The sequence below is a fragment of the Micromonospora sp. NBS 11-29 genome (assembly GCF_002140155.1).
GTDB lineage: Bacteria > Actinomycetota > Actinomycetes > Mycobacteriales > Micromonosporaceae > Micromonospora.
The window spans coordinates 28,968-51,427 of sequence record NZ_NAPR01000011.1 but is presented as its reverse complement, the minus strand read 5'-3'; the positions used below and the strand labels follow the sequence as shown (position 1 = coordinate 51,427).

Below are 22,460 nucleotides of genomic sequence, written 5' to 3'. Positions count from 1 at the left end.
TTCTCTGACACAGCGGGCAGCCTCCGCGATCAGCCATCGGCTCCGATCAGCCGCGGATCCGTTCGGCGGTCCAGGCACCCTCCGGTTCACCGGCAGGACCCAACGGGGGTCAGGACGTACCTGACCCCCGGTCCGGTTCGGGTCGCCGGGCGGCTGCTGGGGGCGCCGGAGCCCTGCGTCGATGAAGACCAGGGCGAGTACGCGGTACGCGGCCTGAAATCACCCAGACGCGCGACCAGATTGAGATCGAGGGCCGCCGGCTGGCCCACGCCGCCCGGCGCCTAGCCCAACTGCGCGATCAAATCGCCGCCTATGACGACGAGCGCCGCGACGGTACGGCGTGACCGAGACCGGGGTGTGATCGCAGGCGAGACCCGCCGTGATCCGGGGCCGGCGCAGGTAAATGCTCGGCGCCCGGACCACCCGCCGCTCTGACCACGGTGGGCAGCGCCTCGACCGGGTGCCGGCCTTCATCCTCGCCGCCGGCGGTCGGCCGTCGCCGCTCGGTCTCGGCGACTGGCCTCACCGGTTGCGGCGCCTCGCTCAGCCGTTCGCCGCCGGCACCGGTCAGGAACGAGGCGGCGCGCTGCGGGCCTGATTGCCTCCCGGGGCGTCGCGGCCGGAGGTGCTGTCCGTGACCGTGGTCGAAGGCTTACGTCCGGCGAGCAGCCGGGTGAACAACGTAGTCGCCACGGCGCGGATCCCGCCGTGCAGGAGGTCACGCAGGAGGAGGTCGGGGTCGAGCAGATCCATCGTGTGCCGCTTCCGGTTGCTGTCTCGGCGTTCACCGGCGAGCCGCAGGAGCGCGGGCCGCACATCGAGCAAAGGCCATCGATGGTCCGCTGGTGAAGGGCTACGGACGAGCCCGGAACGAGTCGGTCAGAGGCCCTACACTGTCGGACAGCGCGGCGCTGTCGGACGCCGTCGGACAGCGTCGGACGTGCTCGGATGGGACTGAAGGGCTCTATCGATGAGTGAAGCGCCCGGTGTTGGGGCGCCGAACCCGGCATCCGTCACCACGGTAGCGGAATTGGCCCGCGAGTTGCGAGTGCTGCGCGTCCACCGCGGCAACCCGTCGGTGCGGGAGCTCCAAAGCCGGGCGAAGGTCAAGAAGCTTCAGCCCTTGCCTCACTCCACTGCTCATGACGCGCTGAGCGGGAAGCGCGGCCTGCCGAGGCTACCCGTGTTGCTGACAGTGCTGCGGGCTCTCGGCCTCGACGAGGCTGACATCCACCCCTGGCGCGAAGCGTGGTCGCGCGTCGAACTTGACCGGCAAGGGCTCCTTGATCGTCCGGACACGGCGGTGAGTCGCGTTGCCGTGCCGGCGGCGAGGGTCCCCGTGGGCACTCGGATCAGGGCGGTTACCGTGCAGCGCGGTGCCGAGCTGGTCAAGGATCTGGCCTTGGCGGACGTGGTTGAGCAGTTGGCGGATATGCCCGCGCAGGATGCTTCCCGTCGACTCGATCTGANTGGCCCCACGCATCGACTTCGGGCACGAGCTCTGCGACAGGCGGGTGGTCGATACCCGTCCGTAGATGACCGGGATCGTCCCGGTCGAGTGTCGGCAGAAGGTCGGAGACGACCGCCTGCTCTTACCGACATCCCTAGCGCCCGAGGAAAGTGGCCACGCCGCCCCTGCCCCGCCAACTACTGGGGCCGGTCGGTCCACGGGGCTCGGATGGCCGCCCGNCCCGCGGCGAAGGCCTGACATGGATAGAGCGTGATCTACAGCTCGCCGAGGATGCGCTCGCGTTGTTCGGCGTACTCGCTGTCGCTGATCAGGCCGTCGCGGTAGATCGCGGCGAGCTGGCGCAGCCGTTCGGCGATGGGGTTAGTCATGTCGGCTCTGCGCGAGACCGGGGCGCTCAACGGCGCCTCCCACCTCGACTGGTGGCCCGGCGCCGGCGGACGGACCTGGGAGATCGAGTGGCAAGGAGGCCCCTTCCCGGCCGAGGTCGCCGCGCGGCTGCTGGGGGCACCGGAGCCTGGTGTCGACGAGGACCAGGGCGATAATGCGGTACGCGGCCTGATCTGGCCCGGCCGGGGTGAGAACGAACGCGCGCACCTGCTGGTGCTCGACGTGCCGGTGAACCTACGCGCGATCGACCCGATCGGCACCAGCCATATCCGGGCAACCCTCACGCTAAGGCGGGCGGGGGTAGGAGTCCGGATCGCGGCGCTGACGCCGAGCTGCCCGGCTCGACAACGGCGGCTACTCCCGATGCTGCTCTTGCAATCGCGCGCACTCGCGTGACGACCTGATGCCATAGGGTTGCCGGCATGGTCGATGTGGACGACGAGCTGGACCACCAGGGCATGGCGATCGAGCTGATCGACGCCTTCGTCGAGCACGACGCGGCGGGCCTGGCTGCGCTTGACGCCGCTGGCCGGGCAGCGCAGGTGCAGGCCCGGCAGGCGCTGTACGAGTACGTCGACCGGATCTGGGAGGACGCCAAGGCCCGCGGCCTGGACCCAGCGGTGAGACCGGACTGGAACGCCGTGGCGGGGCTGCGGGACCTGACCAACGCGCTGGTCGAGCAGGCCGGGCAGGCGCAAGCCGACGCCGGCGAGGACTAAGCAGCCGATGGCCGAGGCCGGCCCGCGTGACGCTGAGATCCGGGACCTGGTTGCCAGTACCGCGATGCTGGGCCGGGTATCCGGGCGTGAGCCTTGGCGCGAGCTGCTCCTGCGGTTGACCGGAGGCCGCTGGCCGCGCCGGTCCGGCTGGCCGGTCGTGCCCCGGCTGGCCACGCCGTGGCAGGACACCGTCTCGAACGAGCGGATCGGCTGGCGGATGCGCGCGGCGAACCTACGCGCCCACGACCCAGATGACGCTTCCGTACGCGACGAATTCGTGTTCGAGGTCGACTACCAGCTATGTCGCCGGTGCCGGATCGGCTGGGTCGAGCAGCCGCATACCCTGCCGGCCTACCGCCGTCGCGGCCTGGCCGCCGCCGGCTCGCGGCGCTGCGCAGGGAAAACCCCGGCTACGCCTGGCACACGCTCGGGGGGCACATCGACGGCTCGCCGGCGTTCTGGGACACCGTTGGCGCCGACACCCCGGGCGGCTACCGGCCCCGCCGGGTGTGCGAGCACATCACCGCCGGTGGCTGAACGGCCAGGGCGTGAGAACGGCGCGGCCCGGCCGATCATTTCCGACTGGCGGCGTGTCAGCGTCGGACCGGACGGCGCTGGCCCGTCGCTGCGGCGGCGCGTGGGAGGCGCGCACGGTCCAGGGCTGGTTCTGCAGGACGCTGAGCACCTGGCACCGTGAGCCCGCCGCGAGTCAGGGCGTAGCTGAGGGGTTGGCTTTCCGGTTCTGAGTTCTTTCCGAATCTTGCCGAAACCCGCACCAGTCACTCGGTGGCCCGAGTGTGCCCTCACCGGCGGGGATGCTGCTTCCTGCAGCGGCGAGCTTGCATGAAAGTGCAGCGCCGTCTCGACGGCAAGTCGGGCCGACTGCTCTACTGAGAGTCGTACACGGGCGCATCGACGGGCGTGAAGCCGCGGGACGCCGGTGTAAGAGCCGCCAGAATAGGCGGCTAGCCCCGAGGCCGTCTGGATAGCGCTGGACCGGACCGGAGACAGTAACNGATGGCGGGCCCCTTCGTCGTGTCCGAGCCTCGGCCGACACCGCCATCGGCGGACCGGCCGGTACGTCATTAAGCCTGCGCCGAACTTTCACACGCCATCCTGTCGGCTGTCCTGTCGATGTGGCGTGACGTGGTGGTGATCCGCAACCATGGTCGGCGCGGAAGACAGCTCACGCCACCCGGTTTCCTCGTTGGGGCCGGAGAGCCCCTTCCGCACTGTCCACACAGTCCAGCGCTGTCCAGTATCGGGAGGGGCACATGGCAATGNCCGCACGGTCGTCCTCGTGATCGTCCTGGTCTTTTTCACCTGGCTGACCGGCGTCGAGCACCTGAACGTGCTCGAGGCCGCCGGCCTTGTTGCGGTGATCGGGATCGCCGCCGGCATGGTGATCGATCGGGTGGTCGACGGAAACCGTTCTAGCGGCGAGGACCTCGCCACGCTGTTGCGGCTGGTTGACGGCCCGGGACGAGCCTGATGAAGGCGGCCATGCCCGGCCCGAGGCGCAGTGCCCGCCAGGCCTCCAGTCGGCGCGGATGGGAGTACGGCGCTGACGACGTCGTGGGCCGTGACTCCACCGTCTATGTCTTTAATGGCGGCGTGGAAAAGGTTCAGCTCATGGCAGCTGCGGCCACCGAGGACGTACTGGACCCGGAAATCGCCCGCCAGCAGTTGAGCGAGGTGCTCACCGCGGCTCGCGTCACCGCCGGCAAACCGAAGCTGGCCAGGCTGGCGCGTGACGTCGGCTACTCCGAGTCGATGCTTTCTCGGGTGTTCAACGGCCACCTGGCACCCAGTCGTGAGCTGCTCGACCGGCTCGCCGAGCACATGGACGTGGAAACTCGCACTTTCACGTCCGTCTGGGTGCCGTTGTGGGCGGCCGCTAGCCGCAAGACCGAGCAGAAGCCCGACAACGCTGGCCCGCAGACTGGCCCACCCGGCGCCCCGAGCGGCTTCGAGTGCCCGGCGTGCGGCTCCTGGGTGACCAACCCGAAGCGTCACATCGAGTGGCACATGGCGCCCGACGCCGGTTGGCAGGGCGGCTCGGTCACGCCGCTGCGTCCGGTGCAATAGCTGGTCGGAACAGCCACCGCGTGGCTGCCGGCCCCTGTTGGTCGAGGGGCCGGCATCCGCTAGCCGCCATGGCGCTCTGCCCGTCAGCGGATAAGCTTCCTTATCCGCTGAGTGGCATCACGGTCTCAGCGGATAACGTGGTTCAGTCGTGGCCGAAAGTCGGGCCGACACTCAGCGGATAAGAAGGACGGTGGACCACAGTGGCCCGATCCGCGACCGCCAAGGTCATTCCGCTGCGTCCCGACGACCCGACCGCGGCGGTCGAGCGAGCTCTCGCGGCACTGCACCGCCACCTCGACCGGTGCGCCCTGGCCGCCAACACCACCAAGGCGTACCGGGCCCGCGTCAGCGCCTACGCCACCTGGCTCGCCCAGCACGCCGGCGAGCACCCGGACGCCTTCGTCGACCAGGTCGGCGCCGAAGCCGCCGTCACCGCCTGGCGCCGGCACCTCATCACCACCAAGGCCAGCCCGTCCACCGTCAACCAAGCCCTCGCCGCCACCGACCTGCTCTACGAAGTCGGCGCCGGTATCCGGCTGAAGGTCAAGCGCGCCCGCGTGCCACGCCCCGGCGAGCCCGAGGCGCTCACCGCCAAACAGCAGGGCGCCGTCGAGCGCGCCGCCGACCGGCGCGGCGTCCGCGACGCCGGCATCATCGCCACCCTGCTCTACACCGGCGCCCGAGCAGAGGAATGCGCCCGCCTCGACGTCGACGACCTCGCGATCACCGCCCGCACCGGCACCATCCGGCTGCACGGCAAGGGCGACGAGGTCCGCCAGGTCCCGGTCCCGGCACCCGCCCGCGACCGACTCACCGCCTGGACACGTCACCGCGGCGCCGAGCCCGGACCGCTGTGGAGCGGCCAGCGCGGCCGACTCACCACCTCCGGCATCACCCAGGTCGTCCTCGCTGTCGGCGTCGACGCCGGCCTACCCGGCCTACGCCCCCACCGGCTGCGCCATACCTATGCCACCCGGTTGCGGCAAGGCGGCGCCGACCCAGCCCAGGTCCAGGCTCTGCTCGGCCACGCCTCCCTCGACACCACCGCCCGCTACTTCCGCGCCGGCGCCGCCGAACAAGCCGCCGTCATCGAGCGCATCTTCGACTGACCCAGATCCGGCGGCAGATGCAAGGCCACGCCTCGGCGCGCCTTCCTCCAAGATGGTCACCGCGATCCGTACCGTGAGTCCTCGCACTGCTGCAACTGAACAGCCTCCACTGACCGGGCCCACTCCGAAACCGGAGCCGACCCGGGGTGCTCCGGACCATCCGGCCGCCCGGAAGTGGAGGAATCAGTGAAGGAGCAGGAGCAGGAGCCGACGCGGTCAGATCCGCACCTGGTGCGGGCCTGGCGATTCGCGGGGCCAGCGCTGGACTTGGTCGCCCTGGTGGCGGCCCATCAACAGCGCGAGGGCCTCGCCGTGACGGCGAAGGCCCTCGCAGTGCTGGGACAGTTGGCGACGGTCAGTTTTAGTCGNGGGGCGGGAGGCTGAGCTTCCCGCCCCGTCTGTTACGCGGCGCAAAAGAATGGCGCCACAGGACACGACGGTACGACACGTCGAGCTCGACGTGTCATCGCAACGCCGGTCAACCGAAGGTCTACGGATTTTCTGAGAAGTCGTGGACCTCGGGTTGACCACTTTCAGCCCGGGTTGGGTACAGCGCCCAGTGGGCTCTGGTCCGTTTGACCTGCCGAGTCACGTGCTATCCAGCCACGAGATGCCTGTTGGATCTACAGCTCGCCGAGGATGCGGGCGCGTTGCTCGGCGTACTCACTGTCGCTGATCAAACCCTCCCGATAGGCGTCGGCGAGCTGCCGCAGCCGGCCGGTGAGGGTGGGTAGCGCAGGTGTTGTCGGGTCGGTGTTGGGGTGCGTTGAACGGTTGTCGGACTCCGACCCGACAACTTCGCCGGCGATCGCTACGGACGAAGACGGCGGGTCGACGATCCCGTCGGCGATGCGCCAGAAGCACTCGTCGAGCGCGGTGTCGTTGCTCGCCGTCGTGCTCAGGATCCGCAGGGTCTCCGGCACACAGTCCAGCACGGCAGCCAGGCGAATGCCTTCGGAGGTGGTGGGCACGAGCCGGCCGGCGAGGAAGTCCGAGACGGCACTGGCGGCGATGTCCGCCCGGCTGGCCAGCTCGGTGGTGGAGACGCCCGCGAACTCGGCGTACGCACACAGATAGCGCGCCAGCGCCCGACGGGCCGGTGGGGCCTGCGCATCAATGGTGGCCACCAGGTGCCCGAACCGGATCCGGCGGCGGGTGGCGGGCAATTCGGGAAGATCGACAATTGGCTTGTTGCGGAGGACCGGCGTAGCGATGAGTTCGAGGGCTACGCACTGGCGGGCGTACTCCTCGCGGATGGTGGCGACGTCAGCGGCGATGGTCTTGACTCGCAGCAGCTCGTCGCGGGTCTCGTGGAAACGAGCTTCGAGCTGGTTGGCGCGACGGATCTCGTAGTTGCGGCTGTTCTCCGACATGCGCAGGTTTTCGACGTGCCGCATGGTCTCATCCTTGAGACGCTCCTGGAGTCGGGCCAGTCTCCGTTGCAGCACCGGTACGGCTGGCTCGCTTTCCGGGACGTTGCGCAGCCCGGGCTTGCCCTGTGGCCGGCTGACCGGCCCGTCGTAGCCTTGGGGCAGCTGGTTACGGGCGCACTGGTACCAGCCGGCGGCGTAGGCGCGGATGCTGGCGGTGTCGCAGCTGTCGGGGAGGCACCCGATGATCAGCTCGGTGATGTCCCAGCTCGGACCGAGCCGGTAGCGGCCGTTGAGGTTCTCCGACAGCTTCTGGCGGTTGAGTCCGGGAAAGGACAACCGCCGGGTGCGGGCTGTTCGCAGGACCTGTGCCTGACCGCCGTCGACATAGTCGTTGATGAGGCTGCGGACATAGAGGATGTACTCGGCGGCGTCGGGGCTCGCGGCACGGCGGCGGATCGTGGCGGTGTCGACCGCGTACGGGCGAGCGTTTCGGGTCGGGGGGCGGTGAGCAGCGGTGCTCATGTTCGGGTCGTCCTTGAGGCACGAGAGGCGGACCGGCAACGGGGATGTTGTCGGAACTTCAGCGGCTCCCCTTTTCCGACAGTTCGGGCGCCGGGCAGAGTGATCCGTACCGATCAGTGCTGACTGGCTGGTCGGTCAGGGTGCTCCGCGCAGGTTGGACTGGCCGCCTGATCGGCGCGGAGCACCCGCCTCTCTATACATCATGCGAGACGGCGGTGACAGAGTGCAGTATTCGGTCCAGGTTCGAGCGTCGGCAGCGGTCATCACCGCACCTCATGTGCGTCCCTACCTTCCCGCTGGCGGCAGGAAGAACCGTCCCGCTCAACCCCCGCGTCACCAGCCCCAGCACCGCAGGCCGCCCCAGTGGATCCGACGTCCCCGTCCACCGGCCCCTCGCTGACCGGTCCACCGGCTGAGACGACGTCGATCATCACCCGGCGCCGGCCGCCGAGCCATGGTCGATCATGTCGGCGAGGAAGACCAGGCCAACCTCACCTCACCGGAGAAGGGCCTGCCGGTCTTCCTGCCGAACGTGTTCATGCGTGGGGCAAGATGGACCCGCCGTGGCCGGGACATCATCCGCCCAGAGACAACCTGTCGCTTCCGGCGTGCTCTGCTGGGGAGGTGCCGGACCGCGAGGAAAGTAATGTGCTGGTGCCCCCGTGCGCGCTGGCCGCGCTGATGACGGTTGCTGCGCGTGAGGGGCAGTCTCGGGACGAGATGGTACGACGGCTGCTGTTGGCGCACGTCGCGCGGCAGGAAGACCTGCCAGACGGGGAGCGGCTGACGCACATCTCGACGGTGCTGCGATATCCGGGCGTGGCCCGGTGGAACGGCGATGCGCGGTGGGAGTGGCCGAGACCGAAGAGGCTGCGGCTGCGGGTGCCGGCGGGCACGCTGGACCGACTGCGGGCGGTGTCGTTGCAGTTGCCCGGCCAGTCCCCGCGGGCGCACCGGGACTATCAGGCCCGGCGGCTCACCGACGCGGTGATGACCGCGATTGCGGTTGTGGAGCCGTTCGAGGACGAGTTCCTACGCGGTTTGCGGCCGCTGCTGCGGCATGATGCGGCGGTCGGCTTGTGGCGGCTGGCGGCGGCCGCGACCACCACTGCACCGGAGCTGGCGGTTCACGCGGAGGCCGACCGCGCCCGCGAGGCCGAGGAATATGCGCGGCACCGGGAGGCGCTGCTGGTCGACGAAATTCTGGAAGACCGGCCGTGGCACTCCCCGGCCCGGTTCGACGCGGCCGCCGTGCTGGCGCGGGAACTGCTGACGGGCCCGGCCGCCGATGACAATGAGCGGATGCTGCACGCGCAGAGCGCGGACGGTTGGCACGAGCGGCTGCAGGATCTGCGGCACGCCGATGAGTTCGTGCGGGCGCACTACCTGGGAAGGTCCAGCTCCTACACCTGGGCGGGCCGGGGCGCGTCCGCAGTGTGGCGAGCCCGGCGGGCGGTGGCGATGCAGGATTTCGAGGATTGGCTGGTGGCCGACCAGCGCTCCACCCGGCACCATGTCCGTTCCCCCGGCTGGCGGGTCCGGATGCCCGCGGGCTGGTGGGCTGTGCACGCTGGACGCTGGGAGAGCCCGGTCCCCGAGCCGTATCGCGGGTGGCTCGACGCCGGGCGACTGCTGGCCTTCCCTGTCGGCAGCCGGCGGGTGGTGTGGCCGCTCGTTGACGGCATCACCCCGGTGTCGGAGATCGCGCCGCTGATCGCCGGCGCTCGCGGGATCGCCGACCGGCACATCAGCGGCTTCATCGAGGCCGTGCTGCTGGACTGGGAACATGGCGCGGAGACCCTCGACGACTGCTCGGTCCCGATTGCCCTGCGGCTGCCCGCCGCGACGGCGTACGAGCTGGGGCTGATCGACGTGGTGCAGTATCGCGAGCTGGCCGCGGAGGCGTACGCCATGTCCCAGCAGCAGAGGATGGCGGTGATCGGCCAGCTCGCCGCCGATCAGCAGGGCGCCCGGGCTGCCTTGGACGCGGCGCTGGGCAACGCCCGGATGTTCGCCCGGATATGCCGTCGTTACGGGATCGATCCGCCCCAGAGCGCACGGGCGGTCTGGACGTGGCCTGGCAGACCCCTTGCAGGCAGGGCCACGGCGGCGATGCCGCCTGGAACCGTGATGGTGCTCGCCCAACACGCCTTTCGGGCCCGCCGCCGGATTCTCGGCGGCCTGATGTACGAGGCGTGGAAGGACGGCTTCTTCCAGCCCGGCGTACGCGCCGGTGCCCCTCTCGCCGGATTCGACGATGAGTGACCTTACCTGATCTTGTGACACCCAGAATTACAGAAGGCGCTCCCCTTGCTGCTGAGCTTGGTTCCAGAGGCGGATCCGCCCTCACCGCCAGAAAAGCGGAATGGAATCGAACGAAGGATGCAAAATGCCTAGAAAGCGCCAAGCCGCGAAGTACCAGCACCTTTGCGGCTGTAGCCGACGAAAAGAACAGGCCGTGGGCGCTGTCCTACAGACGGTTTTGGTCCAGGTCGTCGTTGCGATACTTCGGGACTGGATTGGGATCGGGTAGCGGTCCGCTCGCGACCTGAAGCGGACTCCAGGCCGTCGTCGCCAACTGACCCTCCGTACCGGCCCAGCACCCGCTCACCACCGGTCGGTACCAAGCTGAGCTGGACGTCCTGCCCCTGCCGCCGCCGCATAGGCACAGCGGTCATCACACCTGGACGTGTCACTGCGGCGCCGCCATCCACCATCCATCCGCCGGTGATCCCTGATCCCTGCTGGGTCGCAGTAGCCGTGCCGGTGGCCGGGGCGGCCAGGGTCGGTCGATGATGCCGCGGAATCAGGCGTCGGGGAGCTGAGCAAGCACCTCCGGCGGTGCCAGCTCGATCGGAAGCGGACGAGGTTCGGTGTGCTTGGTCGGGTTGCACCGGTTGAACGGTCCGTACTCGGCGGTGAGGGCGGCGAGGTGCGGGTCCAGGTGGTCGCGCCACCAGATGCTCATGCCGGTTTGGGGGTCGCTGACCCGCAGCGTCTCCCAGGCCCGCCAGAGGGCGTACAGGCGGGAGATTGCTTCGGGGTGGGACCACCACCGGGGGCACCAGTTCAATCCGGAGTCCGGTCCGGAGGCGAGGCGTCGTTCGACGACGTGGGCGAGGTAGTCCCGGACGAACGCCTCCACGTTGCGGTACACCGGCTCCGGAGCGGCCTGCTCGTTGACGGGCGGCTCGGGAGCGGGCGGCGGCGGGTCGCCGGCGAGCTGGCCGAGCAGCGCGCTGAGGTCGGCCACGGCTTCGGCGGCCAGGTCGGTGGCGGGGGTGGTCATACGACGGGCTCCGGTGGGGCGTCGGGGGCCGAAGTCCAGTCCGAACCCGACCAGGCTGGCTAGCGTGCTGACGCCGGCACCGCCGTGGCAGCCGAGCCACCACACGGGCGGCCACTGCGCGAGATTCGGTGGAATCGCGGCGTAGGGAAGCTGCGGCGAGGACCCGGGACGGCTACGTGTGAGCGCTGGGGTCTTCCTTGACCGGCGCGGGTCATTACCACCCGTCACCCGATGCCTCCCCCGCGTTCAGGTCACCGACGAGTACCAGACAGTAGCACCGTGTTTCCAAATGGATCTATGGTGTTTGCTCTGCCGCGATAGGACGCGAAAGGCACCACGGGGGAGGCGTCGAATGGCACGCAGAGCCAAGCTGTCAGCTCGCGTCGACCGGGTGGTACGGATCGTCGCCGCCGGGGCGGGAGTCGCGCTGACGCTGACGGCGTGTGCGGCCGACCCGGACGCACAGTCGCCCGCGGCGCCCGACAGCGCCTCGGCGTACCCGACCCCGGCTTCCACCGGCGCGTCGACGGCGCCCAGCGCGGAGCCGCCGGGCCGCGATGACCACGACCACGACGCGCCGGATGCGCCGCCGCCACCGGCGGCTCAGGCGGCGCCGGTGGCGGCAGGGTTCGCGGCGGCCTGGGCACGGTCGGACCTATCCGCTTCCCGGTGGTGGCCGACGGTGGCGGCCTACTGCGATGAGGACTTCGCCCGGTCGCTGCGCACCGTCGACCCGGCCCTCGTGCCGGCCAGCCGGGTAACGGGACGTCCGAGCGCCACGCAGACCCCCCCCGAGACAGTCGTGCGGTGTTCGAGGTGCCCACCGACGCCGGCACCCTCACGATCCGGCTCGCCGGCGTGGGCGGCCGGTGGCGCGTCACCGACAACGACTTCCGCCGGGCAGCCAGCCGATGAACCGCCGCTCGGTCACGCTCGTGGTGGCGGTGCTGACGGTCGTGGCGGTGCTGTGCGGCGCGATGGTCGTGCTGCCGTTGCTGATGCTCGGCCAGGCGCAGGCGGAGGCGGCGGCGTGCGAGCTGCCGTCGCCGCCCGACTCACCGGTGCCCGGCGCCGGGTCGTGGGGTAGCACCGAGACGACGAACGCCGCAGTGATCGTGTCGGTCGGCCGGCAGCGGCAGGTGCCGGCCCGCGGCTACGTCATCGCCCTAGCGACCGCGATGCAGGAGTCGACCCTGCGGAACCTGGCCAACGCCCAGGTGCCGGAGTCGCTGACCCTGCCGCATGAGGGCGTGGGCCGCGATCACGACTCGGTGGGGCTGTTCCAGCAGCGGCCGGGTTGGGGCAGTGTGCGGCAGCGGATGACGCCCAGCTACGCGGCGGGCAAGTTCTACGAGGCGTTGCTGCGCGTCGACGGCTGGCAGCAGATGCGGGTGACCGACGCGGCGCAGGCCGTGCAGCGCTCCGGTCTGCCGGAGGCGCACCAGAAGTGGGAGGGCGACGCGGAGCAGCTCGCGGCGAAGGTCCTCGGTCTGCCAAACATCGACGACATCGGCGGCGGGGCGCCGACGGCGCCCTGCGGCGCCGACGACCTGGGTCCGGTGCCGGTCGGCCCGGGCGGCTGGGTACAACCCATCCGCGCGGGGATCGTCAGCCCGTTCGGTCCGCGAGGAGGCCGACTGCACGCCGGCGCGGACCTGTCGACGGCCGACATCCGGGGCAAGCCGATCCGCGCGGCGGCGGCCGGGGTGGTGGAGCAGGTCAAGTGCGACTGGTACACCACGTGCGACCGGGACGGTAACAGCAGCTCGCGGGGCTGCGGCCGGTACGTCGACATCCGCCACCCGGGCAACGTCGTGACCCGCTACTGCCACATGATCCAGCGCCCCGAGGTGGCCATCGGACAGCAGGTCACGGCCGGCGCGGTCATCGGGTTCGTGGGCAGCTCCGGCGGCAGCTCCGGCCCGCACCTGCACTTCGAGGTTCACCTCAACGTCCCGCCAGGACCGCTNCCCAGCTCGTGAGCCGGGCTCACGCTACGGCGGCCGTCCTGGCCGTAGCGCAGAAGAACGCCGTCGTGACCGTGCGGCTGCCCTCGCTACGGCTGGTCAGCCGCCGTCACGGTGACCTGCTCATCGGGGGCGGAGGGCGCGGCGGGTCGTGGTGCGCGACGGCGTCGGGTGGGCCCGGGCTGCGGCGGGGCGTCCAGGCCGAGTCGGGCCAGCTCCTCTTCGGTCCATCCGCCCTGCACAGCCGCCGCGTACCGCTCGCCGTACCGGGCGTTGGCCTCGCGCAGGGCCCCGGCGAGCTGGTCACGTTCATGCCGCGCGGTGGCCGCCTCACCGACCAGGTTGGCGCGCTCGCGCAGCAGTTGCAGCGCCGCCTTCTCGGTCTCGCTGCGTACGGCCTTGGCGCTCTGTTCGGCCACGACGTCCTCCCCCGGATGACTGGCTTGTGGTGGCTGTGGACGCCGAGCTTAGCGGCCAAGATCGATGTGCGGGGTACCGGTTTTCCACCCCTCCCCCCGGCCGGTGGGGGCGCCTTTCGCGTCAGCCGAGGACGTCGACCAGGGTCAAGGGTGGGCCGCAGGCCCATCGCGCAGCGACGCATCGCGCGCTTGACGCGGGGCGGCGGCCGGCTATCGTCTCCGCACCCCACGGGGTGGGTACCTGACACGCGCCGCCCGGCGCTTTCTGCGCCGAAGCGCGCTCGCATCGCCGGCACACGACCAGCCTCCGTTGTCGGAGCAAGTTGGAGTAAAAGTCTGACTTTTGGTCAGACGGGCCGCGTTGCGGCCGACCGATACGCGGCGGGCGGCGTCCGCCGGGAGGGTGGTCAACGTGGCTGATCCGGCCCAGGCCGGGGTGGTCCGCTTCGGTGCGAGCCAGCGCCGGCGGCGTGCTCACAACGATGACGATCGGCGCGTGCATCGGGTGACCGTGCGGCTGTCCGAGGCGGAGATGACGGCGGTCGAGGCGAACGCGGCAGCGGCCCGGATGGCCACGTCGGCGTACCTAGCGGAGGTCGGATCGGTGCCGCTCGTGCCCGCCCCGGCCGGTCCGGACGGCGCTGCGGAGACGGGACCCTTGCTGGTCGAGCTGATGGGCGTGCACCGGCAGGTGCGGGGTGCGGCGCACAACCTGAACCAGGCCGTAGCGCGGCTGCACTCCACCGGCGATCCGGGCGGGGACCTGGCTGCGGCGGCGGCGTACCTCGCCCGGGTCGCGGCACGCGCCGACGAGCTGGTGACCGCGATCGCCGCCGCGCAAACGGGCCGCCGATGATCCCGAAGGTGACCTACGGCAGCCGGGTACGTGGTCTGCTGGAGTACCTGTGGGGGCCGGGGAAGGCGGAGGAACACGTCGACCCGCACCTCGTCGCGGGATACGACGACGCGACGCTGCTGGCCCCCGAACGCCGCGACCGCGACGGTGGCGGGTGGTCACTGGAGGACCTGGCGGCCCGGCTGGACGCGCCGCAGATCGCCGCCGGCGAGCGCGGGGTGCGGCAGTACGTGTGGCAGTGCTCGCTGAGTCTGCCCGCGCAGGAGGGGCAGCTCGACGACGCGACCTCGTCGCGGATCGCGGGTCGGTTCGTGGCCGAGATGGGCTTCACTGGCGACGCGGAGCGGGCCGGGTGCCGGTGGATCGCGGTGCGGCACGGCCTGTCGGCCAAGGGCAATGACCACGTGCACCTGGTCGTCACCCTCGCCACCGAGGATGGGGCGCCGGTGTGGCTGCGGCAGGACAAGCGGCGCAGCCAGCAGGTCGCCGACCTCCTGGAGGACGAGTTCGGGCTGGGTAAGTGGACGCCCGGCCGGGCGGGGGCGACGAAGCGGCCGGAGCTGAACCGGCCGGAGGTCGACAGGGCCCGGCGCAGCGGCCAGGCCCCGGACCGGGAACTGCTGCGCCGCCAGGTCCGGGCGGCCCTGGCCGGGGCCGACAGCGAAGCCGAGTGGGTCGCGCGGATGAAGGGCGCGGGGCTGCTGGTCGCCCCGCGGACCTCGACGAAGGACCCGACCCAGGTGGTCGGGTACGCCGTCGCGCTGCGGCCGGCCGGGGCGGGCACGCCGATCTGGTACGCCGGGCGCAGCCTGGATGGCGACCTCAGCCTGCCCCAGGTCCGCAAGCGGTGGCCCAAGGCCGATCGGCCCTCGGCCGGCCAGTGGAAGGCGGCCGATTCCACGGAATCGAACCTGCGCGGCGAGGATCGGATGGCGGTGTGGCGATCGTCTGCCGCCGCGCTGGAGGCGATCAGTGGCCGGCTGGCCGGGATGGCTCCGGACTCGCCGCAGTGGCCGGCGGTGGCGCGGGCCAGCGCCGAGCTGCTGGCACGGGTGGCGTCGGCCACCGAACCATCGGGGCGGGGTCCGATGAGCCGGGCCGCTGACGCTCTGGCCCGCGCGGCGGCGCCGCCGCGTCGCGCGCCGGCGTCGGCGTCGTCGGTGGCCCGGGAACTGGGCCGCGTCGCGGACGCGCTGCTGGTGGCCGGGCACGCCCGCGACGGTGGTGAGGCGGCCGTCCTGCTCGCCGTGGTCGTCCAGGCGGCCCGGCTGGTTGTGGCGCTGGCCGAGCTGCGTGCCGCGCAGCAACAGGCCCACGCTGCCGGTGCCGCTGCTGCTGCCGCCGCGCACCTGATGCCCCTGCTTCAGTCCGGCGCCCCGCTTGCCGACCAGGTGCATGTGTCGACCCAGGGCGGGCCGCCGCAGCGGCCGGTCCAAACCGTGCCCGGTCCGGTCCGGGCCCGCGTCGACCCCACGGTCGAGCGCGATTCGCAGCGTTGAGGAGGACGAGCTAGTGGCCGAGAACGAGATGGCCGAGATCCACCAGCGGGCCGCCGCGGCGGTCACCGCCGCGATTCAGGCCGCCGGGCAACTGGCGCAGACGGCCATCGAGATCCGCATCGCTCAGTTGCAACGCGCCGCCCGGGCCGGCGAGGAACAGGCTCGTCGCATCCGCGCCCAGGTGCGCGCGGCCCAGCAGGCCGGCGCGACCGTGTGGCGGCCGGCGACCCGGCCATCGTGGTGGCGGCGGGCGTCGGCCGAGGACATCGCGCGGGCCTGGCGGGCCAGCGCCGAGTGGGCGGCCGTCGATCCGCGTGCCCAGGCCGCCCAGCGGGTCATCGTGGTGCGGCTCGCTGAACGCGGCGTCCGCGTCGACCCGCAGAGCGGTGCCCGGCCGGGGGACGAGGCGTGGCTGTCTGACCAGCTCGACCGCGCCGTCGTGGGCGACGGCGACCGGCCGGCGGAGGCGCGGCCCGATGACGCCGGCGAGCGGCGCCGCACCGCCCAGGAGCGTCAGGAGGCGATGGCGGCGCACGTGCGGGCGGTATGGTCCGCCGATCGCGCGGAGCGGGTCATCGGCTCGGCGGCGTGGCCGGTGCTGGCCTACAAGCTCGACCAACTGGAGCGCGACGGGCACGACGTGCGCGACCTGCTGCGGCAAGTCCCCGCCTTCGTCGACCGGGCCCACACGCCCGCCGCGTACGCGTTCCGGGTGGTTGACGACTACGCCGCCGAGCAAGGCGCTGGAACGGTACGGGCCGACGGCACCGTCCAGGGCGACGGGGATCGTCCCGCCGCCACCCTTGACGGTGAGTGGCGGGAGACGGGCGGTGGCAGGGGCAAGGACGGTCGCGGTGACCGCCCCGAGGCCGGCCAGGCGTCTGCCGGGTCTGGCGATCGTGATGTGCACGCGGCAAAGCTCGCGGCCCAGGCGTTCCCCCAGTCGACCTCGGTCGCTGTCACCGACGCCTCGTTGGCGGGCCGGCCGGCTGAGGCGCCATCGGCATCGCCGCGGTCTTCTGCGGCGGGTGTGACCGTCGAGGCGCCGGGCCGGTAGAGGGCGGGCGGGCGCGGTGCCCGGCTACTTCCTGTCGTCGGTCCTGGCGTGTTGGAGCTTGTGCACAGTCAGGTCGGCGTTGCGTCCTCGCATGGCCATGCCGGTGTCGTAGGTGAGCAGGCGGACGCGGCGGCCAGCCAGGGTTTGGAGGGTCGCGGCGCGGTCGACGATCTCGTCGTCGGTGATCGACAGTCGGGTGTGCCCTGGCGGATCGTAGACGACGTCCAGGGTGATCTGGCCACGCGGGATGCCACCGCTGCCCAGTGGTGAGTAGTCCTGCTCGCGGAGCCGGCCGCCGTCCCGGATCACCTGCTCGATCTTGGCCGTGACCATCCGGGCTCGTCGCCGTGTGTCCTTGTTCTGGTGCTGCTTCTTGCCGTCCAGCTCGTCGACGACGGCCATCGGCACCAGGATGTGGATCGGTTCTTCGCGCAGCCCGAGGTCCTGCCGAAGGTCGATCTCGTGCAGTTCCTGCGGGTAGTGCAGATAGACGTTGGTGTCGAGCACGACCAGGATGCCGGCGCGGTAGAGCTGGTCGACGCGCTCCTTGAGGTTGCGGATGGCCTGCTCGAAGGCGGTGACCCGTTCGGTGAGTTCGGTGGAGATCAGGCCGTTGAGGACCCGCTCGCCTGTCAAGTTCCCGAACGGGACGGTGGCCGCGAGGATGGTCTCGTAGCTGCGCAGCCCGAGTAGCTGCTCCAGCTCGGCGGGCCGGATCAGGTTGTAGAGCCGCCGACGCGCCTCGTGCACCCACTCGATGTACGCGAATGCCCGCTCGATGGCCACTGTCCCGCCGCCCCCGAGGGCGTTGCGCAGCCTGTTGAGCAAGTAGTCGAGGGCGGAGTCGAGCACCGCGCGCTCGGTGCCGGGCAAGGGGTTGACGAGCATCCCGCCATTCAACACGGCCCTGCACCCGTGGCCACCGCGGTTGGCTCCCGACGCCCTGGTTGTTCCGGATCTTCGCCCTCGACGCAGGGCGGGAGCTGCGAACTTGATCCCCGTTGCCGGCACCATGAGGGTGCTACCGAAGTATGCTGATCGGTATGACCAGCGTGAAGAAGCTGTCGATCTCTGTCCCGCAGGATGTAGCCGAGACCCTGGAGCAGCAGGGCCCGGGCAAGGCGAGCGCCTACGTGACCGGGGCCGTGCGCGCCCAGCGGGCGTGGGAGCAGTTCCGTGACGAGCAGGCTCGCCGCGGGGTGGCGCTGACCTCGGAGGGCATGGCCGCCGCCCGCGCGCGCCGGTACGCGGTGCAGGCCGAGTGGCCCGCGGAGCGGTTCGCGGCGGTCCGCGAGCGGGTCCGTCAGCACCTGGAGCAGGAGCAGGCCGGCGGGGACCAGTCGGCGTCGGCGGCGTGAGCCCCGAGGACGAGCTGCCGCCGGTCACGCTCGTGCTGGATCGCTCGGCGCTGCTGGCGTACGTGGCGGGGTCGATCCACGCCGTCGAGCCAGTAGGCGAGGTCATCACCGACCGGCAGCGCTTCGGCGTCACCGCCGTTACCGCAGCCGAGGCCATCAAGCTGGTGACCGATTCGAAGGACCGGCAAGACCTCCACGCACTGCTGGCGATGGATGCCTGCGTGGTGCTGCCCACATGGGGCGAGGACTGGTTGGAGCTGTCGTACTGGCTTGGAGTGACCAGTCGGGTCGACCTGGCCACGACGGTGCTGGCGTCGCTGGAGCACGGGGCGCAGATTCTGACAGGGGAGGGTCATCGCTACGGCGAGGGCCTGGCGATCAACTACATGCCAAATCAGTGACCAGGGCGCCGGCCCGAAGACCGGCGTCACGCAGGCACTTTCTCTTTCACCGGAGGGTGCTCAGCGTCTGACATCGCCTACTCAGCGGCGGGGCGCTCGGTCACCTCACCTTCACCCCGAACACGGTCACCGCCTGGTACTGGCTGCCCGAGGTGCACTGGGCGTTCCACCCGGACGCGGAACGCGAGGCGTTGCTCTCGGCCATCTCCGAGCAGTACGCCGGTCTGGCCGGGTTCCGGCTGCACCTGCGCCGCACCACCCGGCCCCGATGGGCGATCTCCCGCAGGATCGCCGCGGCTTCGCGCCGCGGGCCTGCGCGTCCGCCGTCACCCGGCGAGGGATGTTGCTCGGATACCGGGCGGACATACTCACCTTCGTCGTCGGGGGGCGACTACCGCATCGGACCAGTCCCGGCTCTCCTGCGCCGCCCTGATGTCCCCTGGCGGCCGCCGCTGAAGATGACCGCCGCCGGCCGATTCGACGCACCAGGTCTACATCTGGGAGGTCGAGCGGCGTACCTGCGGAGCGGCCTAGCGAGAGAAGGCCGGGCCCGGTCCGGCCGAGGCCCGGGACGCAGAACTGGGCTCCCGTGTCGACCGGCCGGCCGGACACCTCCGGGTGAAGTTTCCAGTGCAGTTAGAGCCCTGCCTCGGACCGCTTGACGGTGTGGACAGTCGGGCACCTGACACAGGCCGACCAGAGGATACGGGCAGCAAGAGCGTGCGAAAACGTGGCTTGACACTCGTCGGTGCAAGGGCTGGGTCTCGGAAAATGACCAACGCTGCCCGTAGGTAACGGAGCGTGTCACCAGGCGGACGGGTGTACTGCTAGACCTCTCGCACGAACGTCCGAACATCGCTGAGGATCGGCTCGGCGCCCAAAAAACCGCAGCCCCCCCGAGGCCAGTCGGAGGGGCTGCACCCATTGGTCGCCGCTGCGTGTGACAGACCGTTGGGAAGCTCTACCCGCAGGTCACGAGCCATGCGGGGCCGCGACCTGACCGTCTCAGTCTGACACACAAAGTGTTCTACTAGCAAGTCAGACTTACTTGAACAAGCGCACTTGTCCCTGCAGTCGATTTATCTTGGCAAACCGCATTGACAAGCCGGTGAATGTCGCCGCATCGGCGGATGCCACTAGCCTTCATTGTTAACTGCGGCGGNTGGCGCGCTTGTACTCTTCTTCGGTCGGCCAGTAAGGCGCCTTTTGTAAATCCACATTGAGTAATTGGGCATTTCTGCTTGACCGTGGACTCCAGTTTGCGCGGGAGGGCGGGGGACTATACCACACGGCTCGGACCTTAAGACTTTCTTGACCTGCACCTCTGTAGCAAGTTCCGCGTTCGGGGCGTCCGGAGTGTGACGGCTCCCACAGCAAGACCGGATGAACAACTTGAGGCAGTTAATCGCTCGTGAGTTCCCCAGCTCGGACAGCGGGGTGCGCGATCGAACGTGGAAAAAGGACCGTAAGAAACGAGCGAAGTTGAGGGAGGGCTCGGTGTCGCCCCTAACGCGCACCCCCCGCGCACCGACTTTGCCAGATTCGAGTGGTCGCGTATCATCATCGTCAGCTCGGGTGGGTTTACCCCGACCCTAGGAACGGCGGCCAGGCCGGACCCGGGGGCGAGCTAGCAATGGTCGCCGCTGCGCGTGTCAGATTGGAGGTGATAGCCAGGTGACGGAGCTGATGTTTTCCGTGCGCGTGCCTCGGGCGGTGATGATCCAGATCATCATCGTCGTACTCGTGGTGTTGGGCTATGGACAGCTTGCGCTGTAGCTCTGAGCAGTAAAGACGCAGGGCGGGTGCCTTCGGGTACCCGCCCTGCCGTGTAGCTGGAGCTGCTCCGGCGGATCCATCACGGCCATGTCGTGTCCGTGCGGCTCACCGCTCGGGCGCGTGGGCTTGGTCGTGGTGGACGACCAGATGGGTGGTTACGGGAGCGGGAGAGATGGGTGCCGCCGGTGATGCTCTTCGGGTGGGCGCGAACGCGGTGGCGACGACCGCAGCCGCGTCGACGGGTCGCGTGCCAGCGGAACGCTGCGGATCTTCTCTTCGGACGGTGAGCTTGTCCAGACCAGGTTGGTCAGGCCCTGGCGGAACGCCTGATCGCCGTGGAGGTCGGCGAGGCGGACCTCGCCAGCGGGGTCGTCGAGCTGCGCGATGGCGGGGGTCATAGCGGCAGCGAACGTGGCGCTGAAGGCGGTGCCGGCGTGGCGCAGCTGTGCGGGAGAGCGGTAGGCGGGCGGCGTGGGCGAGCCTGGCGAGCGGTGCCCTTACCAAGGGTAAGCACCGATACGGGCCTAGGCACTATCCGCAGTTACGCCGTATGGCCCGGCGACGTCATGGCCGCACCTCACCCGATACCCGCCGGGCCACACGATCTCCATCCGGCTCGCGCCGTGGAGGCGCACCGCTATGGAGCTGCTGCGGGACAGCACCGAACTCCCCACTTCTTGACATGCGTCGATCATCTGGCATGGTTCGTCACGGGGAGGTAACTGCATGAGGTGGAAACGAGCCGCACTAGCTGTCGGGCGCCGCTGCCGCTGCACCGGGGGCACCCACGCCGGCTTCACTGTCGGCCCGTGCCCAACGCCCTCGGTGAGCTGACCATGGAGCCGTTCTCTCTTGCCGTCCTGGGCGGCGTGGCGGCCGCCGAAGGCGTCAAGTTCCTCTACGGCCAGGCGAGCGACCTGCTGAAGGAATGGCGTGCCCATCGGGCCCTCAACGTCCCGCCTGCCGAGTCGGACGCGCTCGACGGCCCCGTCCCGTCGACTACGGTCGACCCAGAGCTGCTGCGCACCCACCACCGGGAGCTCACCGCGCTGTCGGCCGGCCTGTCGCCGTACGCGCTGGACCACGCCGACCTCGATCTCGACGACCCGGAGATCGCCGCCACGGTCGATCAGCTGCGCCGCCTGCTGGAGATCCTCTACGGCGTACGGCTGACCTTCCGCGGCGAGCAGCGCGAGCGGACCGGCACGACGATCGACGTCCAGCAGCGGCTGGAAACGGTGCACGGGTCGGCGACCGGGCTCGCCGCAAAGTCCCTGGCTGATGGCGCAGAGGCAACGATCCGGCAGGCCGGGTCGGCGAAGGCCTTGAGCACGCCGGCGAGCCGTGTGCGTCGATCGGTTCGCAAGCAAGGGGCGAGATGGCGGGCGTCTCGGTTTACAGATGCCACGTCTTGCATCGTGGCAACAAACACCGTCGATCCGCTGGTGAACGAGGGCAGGATCGCCGTGCCCTCAGTCCGGCACCAGTCAGCTCAACTATCCGGTTGTCCGGTAAGCGTCGAAGACGCCGTCGATCCTGCGGACTGCGGCCAGCAGGTGCCCCAGATGCTTCGGATCGGCGATCGCAAAGCTGAAGCGGCTCACCACCACTCGGTCGGGGGTGGTGGTGACGGTAGCGGAGAGGACGTTGACCTGCTCGTCGAAGAGGACCCGCGCGGTGTCGACAAGCAGCCCGCGCCGATCGAGGGCCTCCACCTGGATGGCGACCAGGAAGCTTGACGAGGAGGTGAGTTTCCAGGTGACGTTGCGAAGTCGCTCGGGCTGGGCCTTGAGCTTCTCGGCGTTGGCGCAGTTGTCGCGGTGCACGGTGACCCCGCCGGAGCGGGTGACGAAACCGAACACCGAGTCCGGCGGCACCGGCGTGCAGCAGCGCGCCAACCTGATGGACACGTCACTGACCCCGCGGACGACTACACCCGGGTCGCTGCTCGATGCCCGGTCTTGCGGCAACTCGGTGGCGACGGCGGTCTCGGCGATGTCCTCCGCCGCGCCCTCCTTGCCCCCGTAGGAGGCCATCAGCTTCTGCACCACCGACTGCGCGGAGACCTGACCNCCGCGTAGAGCGAGGCCACGTCCGCGAGGTGCAGGTCCCGGGCGATCGCCATCAGCGCGTCCGAGGTGAGCATCCGCTGCAACGGCATGCCCTGCC

General features: G+C 70.3%; 22 protein-coding genes and 1 pseudogene. 16 read left to right on the top strand and 7 right to left on the bottom strand.

The features are described from left to right. Positions 1–403: 403 nt before the first annotated feature. Both B1205_RS31500 and B1205_RS29715 read left to right on the top strand, forming a co-directional pair. The gene (locus B1205_RS31500; RefSeq protein ID WP_089156022.1) at positions 404–598 is read left to right on the top strand and encodes a hypothetical protein; all 195 of its coding nucleotides are present in this window, start codon (positions 404–406) and stop codon (positions 596–598) included. A gap of 110 nt (positions 599–708) precedes the next feature. Then, the gene (locus tag B1205_RS29715) at positions 709–849 is read left to right on the top strand and encodes a hypothetical protein (RefSeq protein ID WP_176308595.1); all 141 of its coding nucleotides are present in this window, start codon (positions 709–711) and stop codon (positions 847–849) included. An 876-nt stretch (positions 850–1,725) separates the two neighbouring features. Here B1205_RS29715 and B1205_RS33415 read toward each other — a convergent pair. Beyond that, complete coding sequence (locus B1205_RS33415) at positions 1,726–1,839, bottom strand: SHOCT domain-containing protein (protein ID WP_441338491.1); 114 nt, start codon at positions 1,837–1,839, stop codon at positions 1,726–1,728. On the opposite strand from B1205_RS33415, the gene B1205_RS13970 reads away from it, so the two are divergent. The 5 genes from B1205_RS13970 (at position 1,838) to B1205_RS13945 (ending at position 5,774) form a co-directional block, all read left to right on the top strand. Then, complete coding sequence (locus B1205_RS13970; protein ID WP_089156020.1) at positions 1,838–2,254, top strand: hypothetical protein; 417 nt, start codon at positions 1,838–1,840, stop codon at positions 2,252–2,254. The genes B1205_RS33415 and B1205_RS13970 overlap by 2 nt on opposite strands. Positions 2,255–2,280: 26 nt before the next feature. Continuing rightward, on the top strand, positions 2,281–2,577 hold the full coding sequence (locus B1205_RS13965) for a hypothetical protein (protein WP_089156019.1): 297 nt from the start codon (positions 2,281–2,283) through the stop codon (positions 2,575–2,577). Between the two features lie 1,300 nt (positions 2,578–3,877). Beyond that, positions 3,878–4,069 (top strand): hypothetical protein, encoded by a 192-nt coding sequence (locus B1205_RS13955; RefSeq protein WP_089156018.1) that lies wholly within the window; start codon positions 3,878–3,880, stop codon positions 4,067–4,069. Beyond that, positions 4,069–4,665, top strand: coding sequence for a helix-turn-helix domain-containing protein (locus B1205_RS13950; RefSeq protein WP_089156017.1), 597 nt, complete (start codon positions 4,069–4,071; stop codon positions 4,663–4,665). The genes B1205_RS13955 and B1205_RS13950 overlap by 1 nt, the downstream gene beginning before the upstream one ends. Positions 4,666–4,865: 200 nt before the next feature. Beyond that, positions 4,866–5,774 (top strand): tyrosine-type recombinase/integrase, encoded by a 909-nt coding sequence (locus B1205_RS13945; protein WP_089156016.1) that lies wholly within the window; start codon positions 4,866–4,868, stop codon positions 5,772–5,774. Positions 5,775–6,397: 623 nt separating this feature from the next. On the opposite strand, the gene B1205_RS29710 is transcribed toward B1205_RS13945, so the two are convergent. After that, positions 6,398–7,669, bottom strand: coding sequence for a hypothetical protein (locus B1205_RS29710; RefSeq protein ID WP_089156151.1), 1,272 nt, complete (start codon positions 7,667–7,669; stop codon positions 6,398–6,400). Positions 7,670–8,293: 624 nt separating this feature from the next. Here B1205_RS29710 and B1205_RS13930 point away from each other — a divergent pair. Beyond that, the gene (locus tag B1205_RS13930; RefSeq protein WP_140158041.1) at positions 8,294–9,934 is read left to right on the top strand and encodes a hypothetical protein; all 1,641 of its coding nucleotides are present in this window, start codon (positions 8,294–8,296) and stop codon (positions 9,932–9,934) included. A gap of 541 nt (positions 9,935–10,475) precedes the next feature. Here B1205_RS13930 and B1205_RS13925 read toward each other — a convergent pair. Further along, on the bottom strand, positions 10,476–10,958 hold the full coding sequence (locus B1205_RS13925; protein ID WP_089156013.1) for a DUF4913 domain-containing protein: 483 nt from the start codon (positions 10,956–10,958) through the stop codon (positions 10,476–10,478). Between the two features lie 911 nt (positions 10,959–11,869). Here B1205_RS13925 and B1205_RS13915 point away from each other — a divergent pair. Beyond that, positions 11,870–12,940 (top strand): M23 family metallopeptidase, encoded by a 1,071-nt coding sequence (locus B1205_RS13915; protein WP_176308594.1) that lies wholly within the window; start codon positions 11,870–11,872, stop codon positions 12,938–12,940. Between the two features lie 74 nt (positions 12,941–13,014). On the opposite strand, the gene B1205_RS13910 is transcribed toward B1205_RS13915, so the two are convergent. Further along, on the bottom strand, positions 13,015–13,344 hold the full coding sequence (locus B1205_RS13910) for a hypothetical protein (RefSeq protein ID WP_089156011.1): 330 nt from the start codon (positions 13,342–13,344) through the stop codon (positions 13,015–13,017). A gap of 496 nt (positions 13,345–13,840) precedes the next feature. On the opposite strand from B1205_RS13910, the gene B1205_RS13905 reads away from it, so the two are divergent. Genes B1205_RS13905 through B1205_RS13895 form a run of 3 tightly spaced genes read left to right on the top strand, consistent with a single transcriptional unit; the run spans position 13,841 to position 16,756 of the window. Next, a complete protein-coding gene (locus B1205_RS13905; RefSeq protein ID WP_254909933.1) occupies positions 13,841–14,200 on the top strand; it encodes a hypothetical protein in 360 nt (119 codons plus the stop codon). Further along, positions 14,197–15,699 (top strand): relaxase/mobilization nuclease domain-containing protein, encoded by a 1,503-nt coding sequence (locus B1205_RS13900; protein ID WP_089156009.1) that lies wholly within the window; start codon positions 14,197–14,199, stop codon positions 15,697–15,699. Before B1205_RS13905 ends, B1205_RS13900 begins: the two co-directional genes overlap by 4 nt. Positions 15,700–15,712: 13 nt before the next feature. Next, complete coding sequence (locus B1205_RS13895) at positions 15,713–16,756, top strand: hypothetical protein (protein ID WP_254909932.1); 1,044 nt, start codon at positions 15,713–15,715, stop codon at positions 16,754–16,756. A 24-nt stretch (positions 16,757–16,780) separates the two neighbouring features. Here the strand turns inward: B1205_RS13895 and B1205_RS13890 are convergent, their stop codons facing one another. After that, positions 16,781–17,644, bottom strand: a complete 864-nt coding sequence (locus tag B1205_RS13890; RefSeq protein WP_176308593.1) for a PIN domain-containing protein — start codon at positions 17,642–17,644, stop codon at positions 16,781–16,783. Between the two features lie 155 nt (positions 17,645–17,799). On the opposite strand from B1205_RS13890, the gene B1205_RS13885 reads away from it, so the two are divergent. The 3 genes and pseudogenes from B1205_RS13885 to B1205_RS33410 form a co-directional block, all read left to right on the top strand. After that, positions 17,800–18,114, top strand: a complete 315-nt coding sequence (locus B1205_RS13885) for a hypothetical protein (RefSeq protein WP_089156149.1) — start codon at positions 17,800–17,802, stop codon at positions 18,112–18,114. Beyond that, entirely contained in the window at positions 18,111–18,515 is a 405-nt protein-coding gene (locus tag B1205_RS13880) for a hypothetical protein (RefSeq protein WP_089156007.1), read from the top strand. The genes B1205_RS13885 and B1205_RS13880 overlap by 4 nt, the downstream gene beginning before the upstream one ends. Positions 18,516–18,613: 98 nt before the next feature. Continuing rightward, positions 18,614–18,850, top strand: a pseudogene (locus B1205_RS33410) (hypothetical protein); the annotation flags it as partial. Between the two features lie 1,965 nt (positions 18,851–20,815). On the opposite strand, the gene B1205_RS31495 reads toward B1205_RS33410, so the two are convergent. Together B1205_RS31495 and B1205_RS33405 are read right to left on the bottom strand one after the other, a co-directional pair. Beyond that, positions 20,816–21,535 carry a hypothetical protein gene (locus tag B1205_RS31495; RefSeq protein ID WP_089156005.1) on the bottom strand — a complete coding sequence of 240 codons (720 nt, stop codon included), beginning with the start codon at positions 21,533–21,535 and terminating at the stop codon, positions 20,816–20,818. Between the two features lie 252 nt (positions 21,536–21,787). Further along, the gene (locus B1205_RS33405) at positions 21,788–22,006 is read right to left on the bottom strand and encodes an ACT domain-containing protein (RefSeq protein ID WP_441338496.1); all 219 of its coding nucleotides are present in this window, start codon (positions 22,004–22,006) and stop codon (positions 21,788–21,790) included. 43 nt (positions 22,007–22,049) lie between these two features. Between B1205_RS33405 and B1205_RS33400 the strand changes: the two genes are divergently transcribed. Beyond that, positions 22,050–22,319, top strand: a complete 270-nt coding sequence (locus B1205_RS33400) for a hypothetical protein (protein WP_441338498.1) — start codon at positions 22,050–22,052, stop codon at positions 22,317–22,319. Positions 22,320–22,460: the final 141 nt, after the last annotated feature.